The sequence below is a fragment of the Paraprevotella xylaniphila YIT 11841 genome (assembly GCF_000205165.1).
In the GTDB taxonomy this organism is placed as follows: Bacteria; Bacteroidota; Bacteroidia; order Bacteroidales; family Bacteroidaceae; genus Paraprevotella; species Paraprevotella xylaniphila.
Genome location: NZ_GL883869.1, coordinates 46,889 through 67,145 on the forward strand (window position 1 = coordinate 46,889; position 20,257 = coordinate 67,145).

The window sequence follows — 20,257 nt, forward strand, 5'->3', positions numbered from 1 at the left end:
TTTCCGTTTTTTAATTAAAATGTGGCTGAAAGTCCGAAAGTCCATTCCTTGGCACGTGGAGTCATGGAGTTGTCCACAGCTATGCCATAATAGTCTTTGGCCGTATCCGTACAAATAGAAATCTCTGGATCTACACCGGAATATTTGGTAAAACACCAAAGGTTGTTCACCGTGAGATAAGCACTCAGGTTCGTCATTCCGATACGCTTTACCCAATTAGAGGGAAAACGGTAACGGAAAGTGATATATTTCACACGAAGGAACGATCCGTCTTCCACATAACGGTCGGAAGCCAACCAATTGTACCCTTGGTTATATACGGCACGAGGCATGTCGGTCACATCACCTTCCTTACGCCAACGCCAATTCACCGTCGTACACTGATTGTAGGCATTATACATGTTCTCGGCGTTCATACGGGCCATATTCACAATCTTGTTGCCCCAACGGTAATTGCAGAACAGATTCACGGAGAAACGGTCATAACGCAAAGTGAACCCGAAACCACCCTGCATTTTGGGGTTACAGTTTCCTAAATAAACCACATCATACTGGTCGATACTACCGTCGTGGTTAATGTCCTCGTAAATGGCATCCCCACCTTGGAACTGGTACTTGGTCGTGCTGTGGTAATAGTACATCGGTTTCACCGTTCCGTCGAAGTTCGTCATCGGCACACCGTTCTCATCCCGGGCCACCGGACAGGTTTTTCCCTCGGCAACAGCCTGGTCATAACGGTCATAACTGTAAGAATACACACCTTTGTAGCGGAAGCCGTAAATAGAACCGAAAGAATTTCCCTCCTGCAAACGGGTATAATAAGCACCGTTCCCAAAGGCCGAATGATTGTTGAAGTTGTTCAATACACTCGGATCAAGGCTTCGGATCATGTTCTTGTTAGAAGCAAAGTTCGTATTGATATCCAACGAGAACTTGCCTTTTTCCACCACCTTGTTGAAATTGACTGTAAGTTCCCAACCGTCATTGTCCATCCGTCCTACGTTCTTGTAGGTCAAAGTAGCAAAACCAGAAGAAGACGGTATATCGATATCCTTAAACAACAAGTCGTCCGTACGCTTCTTGTACCAATCATACACGACAGATACCTTCCCGTTCCAAAGTTCCATATCGAATCCCAAGTTCAACGAGGTCACCTTTTCCCATTTCAAGCCGTCGAGCCGGATACGGGTAGGATACACCGCGCTCAAATCCATATATCCCGTGGAATTCGTTGTCAACAAGCTGTATTGCAGGTAGTTTTTCCCGGGTTGTCGTCCGGCAATACCCCAACTCGGACGGAAAGCCAACAATGTCAGAACCTTTCCAGTGTACTTGTTCAACCAAGGTTCATCCGAAATAATCCATTTTCCACCCACGCCGGGGAAGAAGCCGTAACGGTTGGAGGGGCCGAATTGCGTGGATCCGTCCACACGTAAATTGGCATCAAAGATGTAACGTCCCTTGAAGCTGTAGTGCACGCGTCCCATCCACCCCAAGGTCTTATCATTACTGTTACCGTTCTCCGTTCCTGAAATATAACCTGTAGCCGTGGCATCCGTAATATCCGAACTCGGCAATCCTTGTTTTTTCACATATTGGGAATGGCTGGTCGTAGTAGTCAATTGCATCAGAGCCTGTGCCTGCAAGTTATGGTCGTCATTCAGGAAATGGCTCTGATAAGTGATACCATGCTCCGTTGCCACAGTCAGTTTACCGGAAGTCTTGGTTTCTGCCACATTGGCCGAACCGTAATTGTCCGCAGCGTTGTACACGCATTCGGCCGGCAAGAACTTTTCCTCCCTTTCGTTGTTCAAATCGATGGCCACCCATCCCAAATAACGCAGATAATGCTTTGCCGGATCGAAAAAGTCATACTGCAAGGACATCTTCGGCATCAGACGATAACCTTTCAGGTCATTTTTGGCCAACTTGCCCAAAGCCACAGGATTCTTCAAGTCACGCTGTTCCTTGTTGAAGTCCGTATTGATGTCCATGTTAAGGTAACGCCCGGTACTGTTTCCGTCTGCATCTTCCTCGTAAACGGCCATGTTCGGCATCTTCTTGTAAGCTATATCTAACAATTTATCATAATTACGGTCGTTATCCGAATAGGTAAACTGGAACTCTGAGGTAAACAACATACGGTCGGACACATAATAATCCAACTGCGAACGGGTAGAGAAACGTTTGTAACGTTCACCCATGACCGTACCTTTCTCGTCATAATATCCTCCCGAAATACGGAAAGCAGCCCTTTCGCCTCCTCCCGATACGGTCAGGTAGTGGTCATTCGTCCAACCGTGACGCGTCACCTCGTCCACCCAGTCTGTATTATTATTGTAATTCTGGTTATCGGGTTCATAACGCAACTCGTCATAGTCATACTGTTCATAAGTCTCGTCGCGCCCACTCAGCGTACGGTTGAAATATGCCTGCTTCATCATCATGGTATAGTCACCGCCCGACAGGAGCTTCATTCCCTTGGGCTGTGTGGCACCGGATAATTTATAGGTATAAGAAACCCGTGTCTTGCCGCGTGTACCCCGCTTGGTCTTGATAAGCAGCACACCGTTGGCTCCTTTGGATCCCCACATGGCCGTAGAAGCCGCATCCTTAAGTACCGTGATTTCTTCGATATCCTCCGTGTTCACGCTCAACAAGTCCGCATATTCTTCTTCATTGGCCGTGCCGAAGTCGAAGCTCTCATCTATTTCACCACTGTAAGGAACACCATTGACTACCACCAAAGGCTGCGAATTACCGGTTATGGAAGTTGTTCCACGGATACGCATTTGGCTGCCCGAACCGGGACTTCCTCCCATGACAATGTCCAGACCGGCCACACGTCCCTGCAAGGCATCGTCCGCCGAAGCCACCGATACGCCTTCCATGGCATCCATCTTGAACGTCGTCATGGCCATGCTCACCTCCCGTTGGGGGATATTGAACGCCCCGTCCGGACCTTTTTTATGAGCCTTGACCACCACTTCGCTCACTTTCATCGTATTGTCCACCATCTTGACGTTGAACTTGCGTTGAGAGCCGATGGGAAACTCCTGCGTCTTATACCCCATATAGGTGAACACCAACTTATTGTTCACATTCTTCACCTTGAATGCGAAGTTACCGTTCATATCCGTAGTCATTCCCCCGACCACACGGTTCGTGGCATCCTTTTCAGCCACGGTACAGCCCATCAGTTCAAGGCCGTCATTCGCATCCACCACATGCCCGCTCACCATCACCTGCGCCCCGGCATGCAGCATTGTGCCTAAAAAAGCCAATAATATCAATACTCTCTTCATTGCATTGCTGTTTAAGGTCATTTTAATTCTGTTTTGAATCACCGGACGGACGGTCGAACATCAGCACTTGGTCTATTTGCTGAATTACGGCATACGTATAAGCCTCAATTGTCGTGGCTTTCTCCTTGTCGCTATTGTTCAAGGTAAGGTCACGCGTCATCAAGTTATAGGCGTTTCCATTCGTCAGCACATGGGCCGTCACCTTTCCGAGCGCATGGTCCGCTTCCGAAGAGAGGGTCACGCTTCCGCCCCGGTTCGTCACATAAATCGGATAAAACTTGTTCGTATTCTCGTTGATCGTAGAAGTCAGATAAGCCTCGTCCTCCACTTGTTCTCCTTTGACGAACACGGAATTATCTTGAAAATGATAACGCACGAAACGCTCCATCACGTTCTCCAACGAATCACGCACCGACAGGTCACCCTCGTTCTCAATCTGCGCCACTGTGGGAATCCAGCCTTTTTCCTGTGCCCCACGTATCGCCTCGTTCGTCGGCACATACACGGTATAATGATATTGGTTCAAGAACTTCACCTTGCGTCCGGGAGCCACGGTAGAAGTAGTCGGGTTGTTGACAAAGATGCCCAACAAGGCACACATGTCATAAAACTCCTTGAATTCATCCCGTGTGGAAAGCACGTCATAGATAGAAGTGGTGGTATTCTGCAGAATGCCATCAATCAAATAAGCATTGCCGTTCTCCTTATTATATACTTTCGTAATGGACAAAGGAGTTTCATTACCAGCCCCGCTGATTTTATTATCTGCCGTGATACGAATCGGGGCATAGCCCTTGGTAATGAAGTATTCCTGCCCTGCAGCCCGCGCCGCAGCAAAATCCTCATTGCTGGCCGTCACCAGGGTTTGGCAGTTCAGGATGTCCTCCAAACGGTTTTTCAGGATGCCGCTATTGCTGACCACTCCATTCGTGCCCAAAGGAAAACCATTGTCCATAATCACTTCCCCGTCCGAAGTCCGGGTGGCCGTGGCAGCCACTGTATTCTGCGCTGTCAAGTTAAAATCCAACTTACACTGGTAATTGGTCGAAGCATATGATTTGGCCACCGGATCCACGTAATCCGTCATGTATTCATTCGGCGTGATAAAAAACTGGTACGTACTTTTCAAAGAACGCAAATAGTAAACGAATTGTGCATCCACCATGGCTTGGTTGAATATGGAATTCAATGAATCGATTTTAGCCGGCCCCATCACCGTCCGGTAGTCTAACGGCGTAAAGACTTTGTCCGTCACATATACCACTCCGTTGCGCCCTACGAATTTATCCACGATATTCTCCTTGCTTACTTCCATCTCATAACCGGCCTCATCCTTGATGTCGTTAAAACGACTGGGCAACGAAGAAAGGAAAGAATATTTCTGATGATTGGCCACGATGTCAGCGGCAATGTTATCCGGCACGTTGTCCCACGAACCGAAAGCCTCGAAGAAATCGCTGCCCTCTCCGTCGGCCGACAAAAAGCGGTCCATGGCCTCGTTCGTTGGCACGAACATGCAACCCATATCCGTTTCATAACCGGGTTGGTTGGAGTTTCCCCCCTTGGGTTGGTACAAATTCCATCCGGGATCGAAATAAAGCAAACCCGGTGCATTCGTACCGTTGAACTCCGTAAAAGCATACGCCGGACTTTGATTGAAATAACGGGTTTGGAAAATAGAATCGCCATTCTCGTCACGTTTATAGAACACCGGACAAGCGAAACGGTCCATCAAACTGTTGAAACGACTCACATTTCCGTTGGAACGGATATAGGCTGCCATGTTCTCGGGCGGAACCAATACATCCTCCAACTCATGCAGGTAGCCGTTCTGGCATACGATGTCCTTCTGGATAATCTTGTTGGCAAACAATGACGCATCCTCAGCCTCACGGGGAATGCCGGTCACAAAACTGAAATCATCGTCCGTAATGCGCTTACCTTCCATCACATCGGGGAAGAACTGCACCAATGTCCATTTCGTCGCATCGGACAACAATTTGATGGGTTTCCCTGCCCGGCGATAGGGTGCAAAGAATTTACTGTCCGGCAACTTGTCGGCGGCCACCACCGGAATGGTATCTTCCACCTCGAAATCCGTCGTACGGCGGAACGTGATTTGCCCACGGTCGCTCAACGACAAACGCTCCAACAGCTGTGAATAAGGGATAGTCCCAATTTTCAGCAACATCATTTTGAAAGAATAAGGCAAGTCCTCGTAACGGCGATACCCCATTTCGTTTTCCTGGAAAAAACGCTCGAAAGAGGCATCATTGGAGAAAAACAGCGTATTGCTTCCCGATACCTTCATGGCATCCGTATACCCGCAATCATCTATCAGACGGATATAATAGTTACAGTCCCCGCGCTTTTGCAGGTAATCATAGATGTTGCTGTTCAGCCACGACGGGATATGGTCTTCCATCTCCTCGAACTTGTCCGTACAGGCGACCGGGAACGCCCATGCAGCCCCCAGAGCCAACATCGTCAGTAATTTATAGTATTTCATGATACGGTAATATTTGTTTCCTTTTTAATGTGTATCTTCACTCTCTATCAGGTTAGTCGGCATGAACTCGATATAATCCAGATGGCAGTTGCCATTGAGCATCTGCACGAAACGGAATTCATGCGTGGAAGTCTCCGGCCAACTGAAAATCCCCAATACCTTGCGCATCTCGAAAGGATCGTTACGGGTGGAACCTTTTATCCCGCCGCTTTGCCCCATCATCAATTCACGCGAACAGAAGCTGTCCGGTCCTTTCATGAATCCACGGTTGTGCATGCTCTTGTCATTCTCGTAACCGTATGGGTCGTCTTCGCGGGAACCTTCATCCCACCATGCCCCGGAATTGTCCTGTGTAAACTGCCACACCTGTTCCCAACCGATGGAAGCGTCCGTTCCCTTCAGCCGCATGTCGATAGGGATGCCGCAAGGCTCGTCGTCCAGATAGAATTGCGTGATGCCACGCGTGGCCGCATCCACACGATAACCGATGCGCACTTCATAACTTCCTGCCGGCACCGGCCCCACGGTAATGGACGCATCGAACATGCCCCAGATTTCGAGATAATCCCCAAGGAAGAAACTGTGCATGTTGGAACCTATATACTTGGCAAATATCGTACTGCTTTCCTCGAACTTGAAATTCTTACAATACCCTTGCGGCACATAATAATCCTTGTTGGAGATGACATCGTTGTTACGGAGTTCCGGCGTAAAGATGGTGAAGTCCATGCGGATACGCTTGCCACGCATGATACGCCCTATCTTATCCTCATCATACACCAACATGCCGGTAAGCGCATGGATGACCCCGTTCTGGCAATCCAGATTACTATGCGCCATATCCAATGTCACCACATCGTCTTCTTCCTCTGCCATATTCGTATATTTCGCGTCATAACAGTTGCGTTCATCGTTGAATACGGGCTTCTGCGCATCTTGGTCTCCCCATTTGAACGCCTGTACCGTGATAATAGTCTGGTCAGCCATAGGCACCAGATATTGTTCCAACCAAAACGAACCGTCACGATAGTTCTCGCGCAACCAGTCCGCATCAATCCAGGTGTGGGTCATCACATAATCCCGCGTGTTTACGATTTGGTTGGAAGTCAGCATCACCGGCAACAGGTGGTAGGCCACAAAACGGTAAAGGCTGCTGCGCTCATCCGTGTCCGGCAAATCCTTCCCTTCGGGGAAGTACGTCCGGGCATAAGCCCGCATGTCTTCCAAAGACCGGATACCGTTCAAGGCCAACACGGAATCCGTTTCCAATAAAGCCGTATAACGGTAATTCTTAGTCTTGGGGAAATTCGCGCTACCCGAATAAGGGTCGTCTGCCGGTTTGGATGTAGCGGGAACATAAGTCTCATCGTCCAAAAGCGTCAGGGCATCCCGTAACCCGGTAGCATGCAGGGCCTCACCATACAGTTTGAAATGCCCCTCAGACTCGATGTAATCGGCCACCAAGTCCGTATTGCCGGCCAACGCCTTGTCCACCACATGCACCACGCCATTCACTTTAATATGGTCGCCCGACACGATACGCGCCGTATTGTTGACCATCCAAGAGGCACCGTCAGACGCAATGGAGGTGTACAAATAACGCCCCAACATGTTTTTCGTCTCGATGGCACCGGACTCGAACCCCGCTGTCTCATAATAAGGCACGCCATTGGCCTCACCGTCTATCAAATGGTAAAACACCATCTCTTTGACCGCCTCCACGGAGTCCAAGAAGTTGTCGAACGTGCCATACCCTTGTTCCGAAGCATAAGCTTCCATCGCCTCATTGTCCGGCACGAAACAAGTATACGCCCCGTACGATTCCAACAAGGAGAAAGCCCCCGCCACCCTCAACGCCTCCGCAAAATCGGAATATTCCGCGTTGTTTTCCACAAAGTCACCGATGGTCTCTCCCGTAAACGTCGTGTAGTTCTCTCCCACGTCGTCCGAGTCTTGACAGGCGGTAAAACCAGCTAGGACCATAACCGCGATACATGACAAAAACTTAAGCCTCATAACTTATATTCTTTTATCTTCTTCATTTATTCATTCCCAACGGAAAGGGTTGTTCTATCCCCTTCTATACCCTACTACGATTGGGATTTTTAAAATACCTACAAGAAGCTTAAAAAAAATACTTTTTCCCGTCAATGCGTATCTTCATCCTCTAACAGGTTGGTCGGAATGAACTCGATGTAGTCGAAATGACAACTTCCGTCCAACATTTGTACCACACGGAATTCGTGCGTCGCCATTTCCGGCCAACTGAAAATCCCCAAGACTTTACGCAAAGCATACGGGTCGTTACGGGCTGAAGCCTTCACTCCTCCGGTCACACCTGAAATCAGCAGTTCCTTGGACCCGAAACTATCCGGAGCTTTCATAAAGTTACGGTTATGGAGGCTTTTGTCATTTTCATAGCCATAATAGTCATCCGGATTTCCTTCCCCCCAACTGCCGATATAGGGATTGTTGACCTGTGTGTACACGTATGCCTGTTCCCAACCGATAGAAGCATCAGTTCCTTTCAAGCGCATGTCAATAGGTATACCGCAGGGCACACCATCGAAATAAAACTGCGTGATACCGCGATGGTTCGTGTTTACACGATAACCGATACGAACTTCGTAACTTCCTTCCGGTATCGGCCCGACGGTAATAGACACATCGAACATGCCCCACATCTCCATAAAATCATGCAAGTAGTCGCTGTGCATGTTGTCCCCTACATATTTTGCAAAGACATTGCTGCTTTCCTCGTATCGCAATTTCTTGCAATACCCCTCAGGTATATAATAACATTTGTTAGAAATAATATCGTTGTTACGAAGCTCAGGAAAGAACGTAGTGAAATCCATACGGAAACGCTTGCCACGCATAATGCGTCCTATCTTATCCTTGTCATACACCAACATGCCGGTAAGCGCATGGATGACCCCGTTCTGGCAATCCAGATTACTATGCGCCATATCCAATGTCACCACATCTTCCTCTTCTTCGGCCATATTCGTATATTTCGGGTCATAACAGTTGCGTTCATCATTGAACACCGGTTTTTGAGCCGGTTGGTCACCCCATTGGAATGCTTGCACCGTAATAATCGACTCGTCTGCCATAGGTACCAAATACTGCTCCAACCAGAAACGTCCGTCACGGTAATTCTCGCGCCGCCAGTCTTCGTCCATCCAAGTCTGCGTTATCACCAAATCCCGTGTATTCACAATTTGATTGGAAGTCAGCATCACCGGTAAGAGATGATAACCTACAAAACGGCTGAGACTGCTGCGCTTGTCATCATCCGGCAAATCTGCCCCTTCGGGATAATACCGTTCTGCATATTCCCGCATGTCGTCCAAAGTATGGATCCCGTTCAAAGCCAACACGGAGTCTGTCTCCAATAAGGCTGTATAACGGAATTTCTTAGCTGCGGGGAAATAACAAGTAGAAGAATAGGGGTCGTTAGACGGTTTGGTCGTAGCCTGTACATAAGTCTCATCGTCCAAAAGCATCAATGAATCCCGCCATCCGGTAGCATGCAAAGCCTCGCCATACAGTTTGAAATGCCCTTCCGACTCGATATAATCGGCCAACAAATCCGTGTTACCGGCCAGGACTTTGTCTACCAAATGCACCACGCCGTTCACTTTTATATGATCCCCCGAAATGATGCGTGCCGTACTGTTGATCATCCAAGCCGCCCCGTCAGGCGCAATGGAGGTGTACAAATAACGCCCCAACATGTTTTTCGTCTCAATGGCACCGTTCTCAAACCCGGCCGTTTCATAGTTGCCCACGCCTCCGCTTTCGCCGTCAATCAAATGGTAGAACACCATCTCCTTGACCGCCTCCACGGAGTCCAAGAAATGTTCGAACGTCCCATAACCTTGTTCTCTCACGTAAGCTTCCATCGCCTCATTGTCCGGCACGAAACAAGTGTATGCTCCGTACGACTCCAACAAAGAGAAAGCATTGGCCGTTTTCAAGGCTTCCGTAAAATCGGAATACTCCGCATTATTCTCCAGAAAATCACTGATGGTTTCTCCGGTGAACGTCGTGTAATTCTCTCCCACGTCATCCGAATCCTGACAGGCGGTAAAACCAGTCAGCACCATAACCGCGATACATGACAAATACTTAAACCTCATAACTTTATTTTTTATTTTCTTCATTTATTCATTCCCTACGGAAAGGGCTGTTCTATCCCCTTCTATACCCTACTACGATTGGGAATAAGAAAATACCTACGCCAAACAAAAAAATCATATTACCAAACCACAAGACACTTGCCATTCAAAAAATGTTTTGCTACCTTTGCTTTCTAGCACTTAGGAAGAAAACGAATACTATTATGGAAAAGAAAAACAGGAAACCATCCATGCGGACAAACAGCCAAGAGGCCATCGAACTGCTTACAAAAATAAAAAACAGCGGAGGTAAAAGGAAATTCAACAAGTTGGGCGAATGGCTCTCACAAAACCCCGAACCTCTATTTACATGGGATGAGAAAGATTTGAAATACATATTGAAATGAGAGCATACCTCGATACAAATATCCTTGCCTTTATGGTCGGACAAGATAACGGGGCTTCTATAAGCGATGATGTCAAGGCTATCATCAAAGATTATGAAACATTGCTCTTCTCAAGTTCCGTATGCTTTGCTGAACTCGTGCATCTTATACAAATAGGAAAGGTGCGCATTCCTGAATGCAAAGACATACGCCGTGCAGCAAATGTAGCACTGCAAAGGTTAAGCGAATTAGGTATTAACATGGTCGCAACTTCAGGCACACACATAGACACATTGGTTGATTTGCCTTTATATGATGACCACCGAGACCCAAACGACCGGATGATAATTGCGCAAGCGATTTCTGACCGTATACCTCTTGTCAGCTCCGACAGGAAGTTCTCACGCTATGAACGTTACGGGCTTGATTTCATATACAACGAAAGATAACGATAACACTACCGGCATGACATGCGGATAAAAAATCATTTTGTCCGTTTTATCCAATAAATCCGCGCCTCTTGTCAAAAAGGCGCGGATTTATCTGTTTCCCGGCTCCGGCTCTTACCGGACAAGGACTAACCTAACCGGACTTGCATATCAACGTACGATGACTTTCTTCACTGCCGCTCCGGCACGTACGATATAGATACCCGGACGGACGGTTTCATGCACCGTGCCCTCGAACTCGGACACGCAAGTGCCGTCAACCGTATAAATTGCACCAGATTCCGAAGTGAAGACGTTGATGGTGCGCCCCGTCACGAAGACCTTCAAGTCACCGCCATCGGCCTGCACGTCGCGCACGCCTGTGGCAAAGCTCTCGGATGGAATATCGTCCACAGTCTCGTAGGTACGGATCCAGTCGATGTAAAGCGCATCGCCTTGTTGGAAGCCCTGTGTGCTCATATATTGGCTTACATAATTGGTCTTTCCCACGCTGACATAACGCAACAAGTCCCAATAATACACATCACCCTTCATTTCCGCATCTGACAAATTTAAAGCAAATTCCGAATTCAAACCGTTCACTTGCTGAAGGAAATTAAACTTATCCACCGTAATCTCCGGGTTCGTACCCTTGCACTTCATGGCAATATAACGGCGTACGCCCGGGTTGAGGCTAATCATACAGGACTCGTCACGCACTCCGCCTTCAGGGTCACGGTCATAGAAGTTCGTGAACACGCCACCTTCACGGCGCATGGACGGACTGGTCGGATAAGTAGTCACATTGCCCAAAGACGTTCCGTCGAACGAATCGTATGTATCAGCCGCCGTCAGTTTCAGACACTGCAAATCTTCACCCTCTGCATCCTTATAAGTATCCTTGTTCACACGCGACCACATGCGCCAACGTTGCATACGCCAACCGTCCAACATGAAGGTCTGGCCGTGTTCGCCCATCACAAGTTCCGCACCGTTGATAGTCCCCTTGGTGCCCGGGTCGTCTTCTGCCTCTCCATTGAACTCCCAAGCCTCGAACAGCCCGGTCTTCTCGTCGTCCGAAGGAACATAGCTCGACAAGGCATCCTCTATCTGGAACAAATAAGGCTGCATACCTTCGTAATCCGTATCCGGGAATTCATCTACCGTCTTCAACTCATAACCGGACTTATAATAATAGTATGAACCACATTTCATATCGAACAGTCCGAAACCGTCACGGTCGGCAAAGGTAAAGGAGGCCGCATCGCTTGCACCGTTCACCAAAAGCAAAGTCCCGTCAGTGCATTGCACCACCACGCCATCCTTGCCTTTCAGGTTATATGTGACCAAACCGTTGTTTTCGCCAACGGGCACAAAAGTTAAAGGCATGGCACTCTCGTTAGCACCCAAAGCCAAAGGACGTCCGGTATAACTGTCTTTCGTCACTTCATCAGACAAGGCATACAAAGAAACGGAACCGTCAGAAGTACGGATATAATTATATACCAAATCCTCAGTCGGGTTTACGAATGAATAGAACTCGGCTACGGCGGCATTCACCTCTTCAATAGCGGCCAAATACTCTTCTGTCGTGGCATCCACCTTGTTGTAGACCCCGTCTGCCTTCGCATGTATTTCCTTCAAAGACGCATAGGCATTGTCAGCATCCCCCATGTAGTTCTGGAAACCTTTAATAACCTTTTCCGCTTCCCACAGCACAGTGTTCAGCACGTCCTTTTGAGGGTTTACCTTCTCACCATCGCCCCAATTATTTTCAGCCGTCAGGCTTTCTTTGAATTCGGCCATGGAACGGAACGTCTTGAGCCACTTGATGTCTACATACGGCATGTCCTCCTTGTTCTTCGGGTCTGCCGAAACGATGGAACTGGGATTTTCCGCATCATAAATGATATTCTTCAATGTATCTGCCCGACAGATATAGCACAAATAAATGCTTTGGAGCTTAAAGCTGCCCAAACGCTCCAACAAACGCATGCTTTCCAAGCGTTCTGCGGTGGCAGTGTCCTTGATGGCCGCAAAGTTCCATGCCATAACGACATCCGACTTGTCTTCATCGAACGACACGGGAATACGATGCGCCAAATATGTCGTGTCTTCCTTTTTGGCTTGTTTGTCGCCATTCGCCAATATAGCCCAAGTGGAATCGGGCGTTCCCGTGAGCCTGTTCCAGTCTCCATTATATTTGAGTTCCAAAGAATCGCGGCCAAGCGCGTCTTTTTCTCCCCAAGCAAACTGGCAAGCAAAGATGTCCATGGATTTCTGATTGAATCCCCACATTCCGCCATACGCGTCCCCGAAGTTCTCCTTGACGCTTGTACCTCCCTCATAAGGGCTGTACCATCTCATTTCAACCCAAAAAGAACCTTTGTCTTTTGTACCGCCTTCGGCCTTGCTTTCCGAGTTCTTGATGGTGGAAGCTTTTAAGGCAAGGACAGGGAAGGCCGGGGTTATCGTCATAAGTCCCTCACCGGCAATCTTTTCCTTGATATCGAAACGATTACGCATCAAGAACCCACCTTTTTCGGGTTCATAATTCGTATTATGCACTCCCAAATAAGACCTGATGTAATCACCGTCTACCACATAACTCCTCCGGTAATCTTCATTCTTCACCGCTGCACCTTCGTTACCGAACTCCATTTTCGCACCAATTTCCAACTGGGCAGGTGTCCAATTGTAATAACCGTTCACGCCATGGATTTGTCGTTGAGCCACTGCCGTTCCAACATAGCATAACAACGAGAACCCTAGTAAATGTCCTAAATTCATAAAAACAAAAATTTAAAGTTAAACCATAATTTTATAACTTCTCCTATTTCCTACTACGATTGGGAACGAGAAAATACCTACGGCCTCATCACATTTATCCACAAACCAATGTGGAAAGGGAGAGGGGTGGCAACTCGAATTCCAACCGTTGGCCGCCTATTTGCAGGTTACGCTTTTCTGGTTGCGGTCCTGAATTGTATGTCACAACCACCGTCTTGCCCTCATGGTTACGGAAAGCCAACATGTTCCCAGGGGCAGACACTTTCAACCGCCGACTCCCGGGCTGCACAAAATGCGACAGGTGTTTCATCAAATAAAACTCATCAGTATAGACCACCTCACGTGTCTGGCGGTTCACCCTCACCAAGGAGTTTTGAGCCCAATCCCAACCGCTTTTGCCCGTCTCATCCAACACCATGTTCCAATACATATAGGAACTCACGCCATGGTTGAAACAATGCACCACGGCTTTCCAACTTCGTTCAAGCGAAGTCCAGTCGTTCTCCCCGTCGCCGCATTCGTTTTCCGTCTGCATGTAACGGTAACGGGGGTATTCGTGCTGAATAACCGGTAACGCTTGCTTTCCCGTCCATTGTACTCCGATACCATCGATGGCCGCAGCTGCATCCTTGTCTTTCAAGAACGCACGCACATAATCGGGATTCGGATAGTTCACCGTACCTAGCCAAATCTCAGTATCGATACTGTCTTTCTTAAATTGCGGGGCCAGGAACTTACCGACGAAAATGGCCAGATCCTCGGGGCGCCATGTACAAGACGGCCAAGCCGGTTGCCAAGCGATTTCGTTCTGCGGCATCACCATGCTGATGTTCACCCCATTTTTCCGGTATTCCTGAATGTATTTGGAAAAATAAAGTGCGTATGCCTCCAAGTAGCCGACCTGCATGTTGAAGCCGGTCGTATGGATGAATGTGGCCCGACGGGGATCAAGACGGTTGTGTCCCGTCCCTAACTTATCCACCCCATGGCTTTTCAGAGAATAATGCTCATTGATTTTCATCCAGATGGGGGGTGTCCACGGACTGGCCCACAATTTCAAGTCTGGCCTCAACTTCAAGGCTTCCTTAATGTAGGGTATCAAAGTATAACGGTCACGCCCGACATTGAAATTACGCATCTCATAATCGTCTTTCACGTCGTCATAAGAGTAATAGGCAAAAGCATAATCGCTACAAGCTATCGGTGTACGCCCGTAAGCGAAGTTTATGCCTTCTTTAGCAAACAAGGCTTCCATGACTTTTCCACGTTCTTCTGCATCCAAACACTGCAAAGCATCCCAACCCAGTTCGTTGAAAGTCCCGCCAAACCCGTCTACCTCTTGCATCAGGCTGTCCGTATAAACATACACATCAGCCTTTCGCCCGTCATTTTTCAACACTTTGACCTTCTGCCCCTTCCAACGTTCCGTAGCTGTAGTCGTAACCATCTCAATCTGTTGAGCTGCCACCGAAAGATATGTGCATCCCAACCCAATCCATAATAATACGTTTCTTTTCATATTTATTGGTTTACAAATAATTTAAAAAATCAACATTTCATTTCACCGTCATCGTGCGTACCACATCTGTTTCCGGACGGAACGGACGGCCGTTCACCGTCACATTCTCCAACGTGTACCCTCCTACGCTCCTCTGTTTGTCGTAGTCTATGATCAGGCTAGGATTGATATTCCCCTCCGGGGCCGTCACCGAAATATTGCGGAAACGGACATTTTCGACACGGTTGCCCGGCGCACGGTTATACTTTTCACTGTAATCCACGCGCATCTCGAACAAGCGGGCTTTCGGCACGTCTTCTATGCGAATGGAATCATACGTCACATCGCGGATGGTATTCTTGTCACCGCAACCGATGGTAAGCATGCCGTCGCCTGCATGGAAAAGGATGTCGCAATCATGTATGCGCACGTTTTCCAATGTCTCGCCGGTCTCGCTACGGTCGTCGCCATGCGTCCCGATATTGACCGGATGCGCCCAGTCGCACCACAGAGTGGCCCTCGAAATGTCAAAGTCACTACTTCCTCCCCAATACCACCAACGGTGGTTGTAAAGGGCAATGCAGTCGTCCGAATTACGCAGGAACACGTTGTGGATTTTCACATGCCGGCAACACATCAGGTCTATGCCGTCGCTCCAAGGACGGGCAGAAAAAGACTTGAGGTTACGGATGGTGATGTTTTCCGACTGTCCGCCATATACCGTATAATGCTGTGGGTTCAATACGGTCACACCGTCCACCAATACGTCCTTGGAATAGGTGATTTCGATGCCGCGCAACGGATGGGCAATGATGCCCCGCCCGATGATGCGCACATCCTCGGCACGGTCTACAATAAGCCGTGCGCGGACCACCGCGCCCGGTGCCAGATAAACGGTCGTATGGCTCGGTATCTTGATTTCCCCGCTAGGCAAATCCTTGGGCTTATGCACGCCCGGTCCGAAATAAATCAGCCGTGCGTCCTGCATGAATATGTCCTGCGCGTTTGGAGCCGTCCAGTTGATAGTGCCCGGTTCATCGCCTGTATAGGTTTCCGTAAGCATGGCATTGGCAAAGACATGCAGGTTCTGTTTCCGCTCGCCGTTGAATTCCACACTCAGGAATTCCGGACGCTGCAAGGCGAACTCCACCGTACGCTCGTCCACCTGCCGGGCCACAATGCCCCGTGAAGCCGGTTTCACCTTCACTGCCATCCGGCCGTCTGCGCCCAAAGCATCGGCACGGCAGTTCCTGACCTTCACCGCCACTGGCCCACCCATCTCGAATTCGGCAAAAGAAGCGTGACGGACTTTCCGCACATCCACTTCGCAATCCAGATTCGGAACTTGCCTCCACTCACTGTCACTGCCTGCAAGAGGCTTTACGTACACCTCGTAATCCGGATTCCGTTTCAGCCCTTCTTTTCCTTCGGGCCATTCACTCACCCGTATTTGTGCCTGCACCGTCCAAGCCATCAGGCACAACAAGATGGCCATTTTACATTTTCCCATTTGTCTCTTTGTTTAATATGATTTTACGCACACCCGTATGTTCTCCGTCGGATACCTTCAACAGATATACACCGGAAGACATTTGACCGACCGGCATACCGCATTCCAAACCTCCGGAAACCCCGACCGTACCGACCAATGTACCGGACAGCGAATACAGGCCGACAACCGTATTACGGGCAGGAACTGACGAGAAGCGGACCGTAAGCCTGCCACCGGAAACTTCCGCACACCATTCCGCTCCGGCTTGTGCCATACTTTCCACACCGCTTCCCTCAATCACGACCTGCGTACGGACTACGGGAAGCGCGGAGGCATAAAGCAGATTGCCCGTTTGCAACGCCGTGATTTCGGAACGGCCCACCGACAAAGGTAAAAGACCGTGACCGTCCACCACTTCAACCACGGAAGGAGCTGAACTCTTTAAAGCCACGGAAAGACCGGAAGTGGAGGATACCGGAGGCGTGAAAGCTTCATCGCCCACCTTGCATTCTGCCAACTCCCCAAAAATGATGGCCTGCGTGGCGGCTCCATATAAAGCCGAAACCTGACCGGCATCCAAGGCACAATCGTACACGCGAACGTCGTCCACCCAACCGAGAAGAGAAGGGTCGGCAGCATAAGCCGAACGGCCGATGAAATTTTGCGCGGTCGCTCCCAAGGAAGACGGCGACAAGGTCAGGTTCTCATTCCGGCCCACCTCCACCCCATTGGCATAGAGGATTCCCGTGCTCCCCTTTTGCGTCAGCACGATGTGCGTCCACGCTCCGGCTTTCATTTTAAAATTCGTGTTGATTTGCTGCTCATCCGAATTACCGCCCTGGGTGATGGCATAACGCAAGAAACCGGTCTGCGCGGCTTGGACCGTCAAAAAGAAATTATTGTCCGTGCCCCGGTTGCAGTCCACAATACGTGCCCAATTCTCCACACGCTCGGGGCGCACCCAAAGCGACAGGCTGAAATCCTTCCAACCCGATGCCCAACCGGAAGGAAAGGACAGGTGGCCGCCATTCAGGCGCACACCGGAATGGAACTTGCCGCCTTCGTACACGGCATTACCCGCCAACTGCGCCACACCACCGTTCCACACGTCCGTGGCCTCCGTTCCGGAGCCTTCGTCCAACGGCCAGTACTGGCAACGGCCCACCTGGGGATAGGCTTTTGCCTCGTCGGAAGCTTTGCCCTCGCCTACGGCATTCACGGCCGACACCACATAATAATACATCTGGCCGTTGTCCACTTTGTGGTCCGTAAAACGGCAGTCCATCGCACGCCCCATCAAAGTATAGGGTCCTCCAAAGGAAGTACCGCGCCGCACTTGGTAATAGGCCGTACGCTCGCCAGTAGCCTCCCACGACAGTCCCACGAAACCGTTACCCGCAAAAGCCTCTACTCCTGAAGGAGCGGAAGGCAAAGACAAGGCGGATGTGGAAGCGGAACCTTCTGCACACCCATTACTCTCACCGGCAGCATTGGAAGACCATACCTTATAATAATAGGTGGTGGCAGGCTCCAGACCGTCGTCCACATACGAAGGTTCGGACAAATTGGTGGCCAACGTGACAAACGGCCCGTCAGGCGATGTGGCGCGGCACAGTTTATAAGCCGACACATGGCCTTGGGTGCTCCAAGACAGTTTCAAGGCCGTGCTGCCCGATGTTTCCACTTTCAAATTCTCCGGCATGGGCGGCAAGGCCGTACCGGCAGCCGTCAAGGACACATGGTCGAAACTTACGGTATAGCCCTCCGGGCGGCCGCCACCGCCGCAGACCCATATTCCGGCCAAACAATCCGTCGGGAACGGGATGTCCGCCGCCCCAATCTGGTGCCAGACCGTTCCGTAATCGGAAACGTATGCTTCAAACTTATCGCCCTTGCGCACCAGTTTGAACCAAAACGGCATCCATGTGTGGTCGCTTCCGTCTATCCATCCGCCACCGTCGGACGTACCTCGCCAAATGAAATGGGTTTGCCGCGTTCCGGCATCGCCTACCCACAACATGACTTTTTGGGAAGATGTCGTAGTGTTCTCCCGTACCACAAGCCCGAATTTCTCTTTGTTTCCGAACTGTTCGCCCGAAAACATCCTGGCCACTAATTCAAAATCACCGCTAACCGCCGAGTATGTGAAATTACCTTCCGGATGGTCCGGCCTGTATATATCCCGTCCGGAACCGGTTACCACGAAAGTGTTACCGTTTACCGGAGCATACTTTGTCACCCCGTCTATCATCCAGTCTTCCTTGTCAATATCCCTCTGCGTCCATCCGGCCGGAAATAATGTGGTAGTTCCTTGTTCCGCCGTAGCACTCACGGGAGCCGTCCAACCGCTCTCACCAGACTGGTTCTTGGCCCGCACACGGTAATAATAAGTCTTTCCCGGAACGATGGCTGTATCGGCATACTCCGAAGTGGCATTGCCCGACCAACTTCCTATGGTTTCAAAACCACCGTCCGGCGACATGGAACGTTGTATGTCGTAACCATTTGCCACATCTCCACCTGCCGGCTTCCAATCCAAAGCAATCCGGTGCAACCCTCCCTGCGCTTCCAGCCCTTCCGGCACGGGAGGTACGGGACAAGGCACATACGCCGTGGTCGTATCGGAACAAGTGTACATCAAACCGTACAGCACGTCCACGTTTTTCAGTTTCATCATCGTGCGCAACCAAGGGGCATCAAGCCCTTTCCGGTCTACATAATGGTGATATACCAGTTCATTTGCCAATATGCGGTTGTTCGGCATGGAACCGGGATTCCCGCTGGACGGCGCAGGATAGTAAAATTTATGCCCTTGGTATACGATAGGTTCCCAATCTACGGGATGTTCGAGATTGAACTTGGCATAATATTCAAAACCTTTCAGCAACAGGTTGTCCTGATAGGAAAACATATCCACTCCCTGATTCCACAACGTCTGGCAGAGGTCTGCATAAAAATCAAGTCCAATCACTGCATGGGGTTGGTCACGTCCCATTTCCGTAGGTTGGCCGTCAAAGACAATACCTTGGTTGATACTGCCTCCGCTTGCCCCGTTTTTATAATAGTCGATGGCACTGTTCACCATTTCGGCATCATCAAGATACACTCCGATGTAAAGGCAGCACGTGTTGGCCGGGCCGTCCCATCCGGGCCAAGATCCCGGCGTGCCCAAGAAATCCCGGCAAGCCGGATAGAAATAATCACGGGCCATTTTTTCAAAACGCTCCCGATCTTCCTGCTCCCATCCGGGATACAACCGGACGAGGTCGGCAGCTTTCATAAAAGCCGCTACCGGCAACATGAACAATTCTCCCGTCACCACGCTTTTTATGCTGTTCGACCAATCGTTCAATATGTCCACGGCACAACGGGCATGCGACTCATCTCCGGTCACATACCAACGCAACATGTTGTAATAGGCCGCCTTCGCATCGCGTTCCGCCCTTTGCCGCGTACCGTCAGACCCTCCTAAAGTAGGTTTCGGACTGGCTTTGAAATCTGCACGGGAATCCCGGAAATTGCACAAGGAATCCCAACCCGCAATCCAAGGGTGCTCCTTGGCCAGGACTTTCTCTTTCATCCGGTCCAAATCGGCACGGGAATGGTTCAACCCCGGATGTACGAAAGGGGCTTGCAAAGTCTGCGAAAAGCCATACCCCACGAACATACATATCACGATACAAATTCCTGTCTTCTTCATTATAGTAAAATTTAATTTAATATCA

Annotated in this window: 10 protein-coding genes; 2 read left to right on the forward strand and 8 right to left on the reverse strand. The window is 49.6% G+C overall.

All coding sequences use genetic code 11. From position 1 onward, the window contains the following. Nucleotides 1-14: 14 nt before the first annotated feature. From HMPREF9442_RS10975 to HMPREF9442_RS10990, 4 genes are all read right to left on the reverse strand, one after another. Nucleotides 15-3,305, reverse strand: a complete 3,291-nt coding sequence (locus HMPREF9442_RS10975) for a SusC/RagA family TonB-linked outer membrane protein (protein WP_040603007.1) — start codon at nt 3,303-3,305, stop codon at nt 15-17. 22 nt (nt 3,306-3,327) lie between these two features. Further along, nucleotides 3,328-5,814 carry a hypothetical protein gene (locus HMPREF9442_RS10980; protein WP_008628495.1) on the reverse strand — a complete coding sequence of 829 codons (2,487 nt, stop codon included), beginning with the start codon at nt 5,812-5,814 and terminating at the stop codon, nt 3,328-3,330. A 24-nt stretch (nt 5,815-5,838) separates the two neighbouring features. Continuing rightward, nucleotides 5,839-7,830, reverse strand: a complete 1,992-nt coding sequence (locus tag HMPREF9442_RS10985; RefSeq protein ID WP_008628497.1) for a fasciclin domain-containing protein — start codon at nt 7,828-7,830, stop codon at nt 5,839-5,841. Nucleotides 7,831-7,961: 131 nt separating this feature from the next. Then, nucleotides 7,962-9,959: a fasciclin domain-containing protein gene (locus HMPREF9442_RS10990; protein ID WP_087944109.1), complete on the reverse strand. Its 1,998-nt coding sequence runs from the start codon at nt 9,957-9,959 to the stop codon at nt 7,962-7,964. Between the two features lie 203 nt (nt 9,960-10,162). Here HMPREF9442_RS10990 and HMPREF9442_RS10995 point away from each other — a divergent pair, with 203 nt between their 5' ends. Next, a complete protein-coding gene (locus tag HMPREF9442_RS10995) occupies nt 10,163-10,345 on the forward strand; it encodes a hypothetical protein (RefSeq protein ID WP_040602996.1) in 183 nt (60 codons plus the stop codon). After that, nucleotides 10,342-10,773 carry a type II toxin-antitoxin system VapC family toxin gene (locus HMPREF9442_RS11000; RefSeq protein ID WP_008628503.1) on the forward strand — a complete coding sequence of 144 codons (432 nt, stop codon included), beginning with the start codon at nt 10,342-10,344 and terminating at the stop codon, nt 10,771-10,773. The genes HMPREF9442_RS10995 and HMPREF9442_RS11000 overlap by 4 nt, the downstream gene beginning before the upstream one ends. Nucleotides 10,774-10,923: 150 nt before the next feature. On the opposite strand, the gene HMPREF9442_RS11005 is transcribed toward HMPREF9442_RS11000, so the two are convergent. The 4 genes from HMPREF9442_RS11005 to HMPREF9442_RS11020 form a co-directional block, all read right to left on the reverse strand. Beyond that, on the reverse strand, nt 10,924-13,542 hold the full coding sequence (locus HMPREF9442_RS11005) for a hypothetical protein (RefSeq protein WP_008628505.1): 2,619 nt from the start codon (nt 13,540-13,542) through the stop codon (nt 10,924-10,926). 94 nt (nt 13,543-13,636) lie between these two features. After that, nucleotides 13,637-15,061, reverse strand: coding sequence for a glycoside hydrolase family 30 protein (locus HMPREF9442_RS11010; protein WP_008628506.1), 1,425 nt, complete (start codon nt 15,059-15,061; stop codon nt 13,637-13,639). Nucleotides 15,062-15,098: 37 nt separating this feature from the next. After that, complete coding sequence (locus HMPREF9442_RS11015; protein ID WP_008628507.1) at nt 15,099-16,550, reverse strand: glycosyl hydrolase family 28 protein; 1,452 nt, start codon at nt 16,548-16,550, stop codon at nt 15,099-15,101. Beyond that, nucleotides 16,537-20,232 carry a LamG-like jellyroll fold domain-containing protein gene (locus HMPREF9442_RS11020; RefSeq protein WP_008628516.1) on the reverse strand — a complete coding sequence of 1,232 codons (3,696 nt, stop codon included), beginning with the start codon at nt 20,230-20,232 and terminating at the stop codon, nt 16,537-16,539. Before HMPREF9442_RS11020 ends, HMPREF9442_RS11015 begins: the two co-directional genes overlap by 14 nt. Nucleotides 20,233-20,257 lie beyond the last annotated feature (25 nt).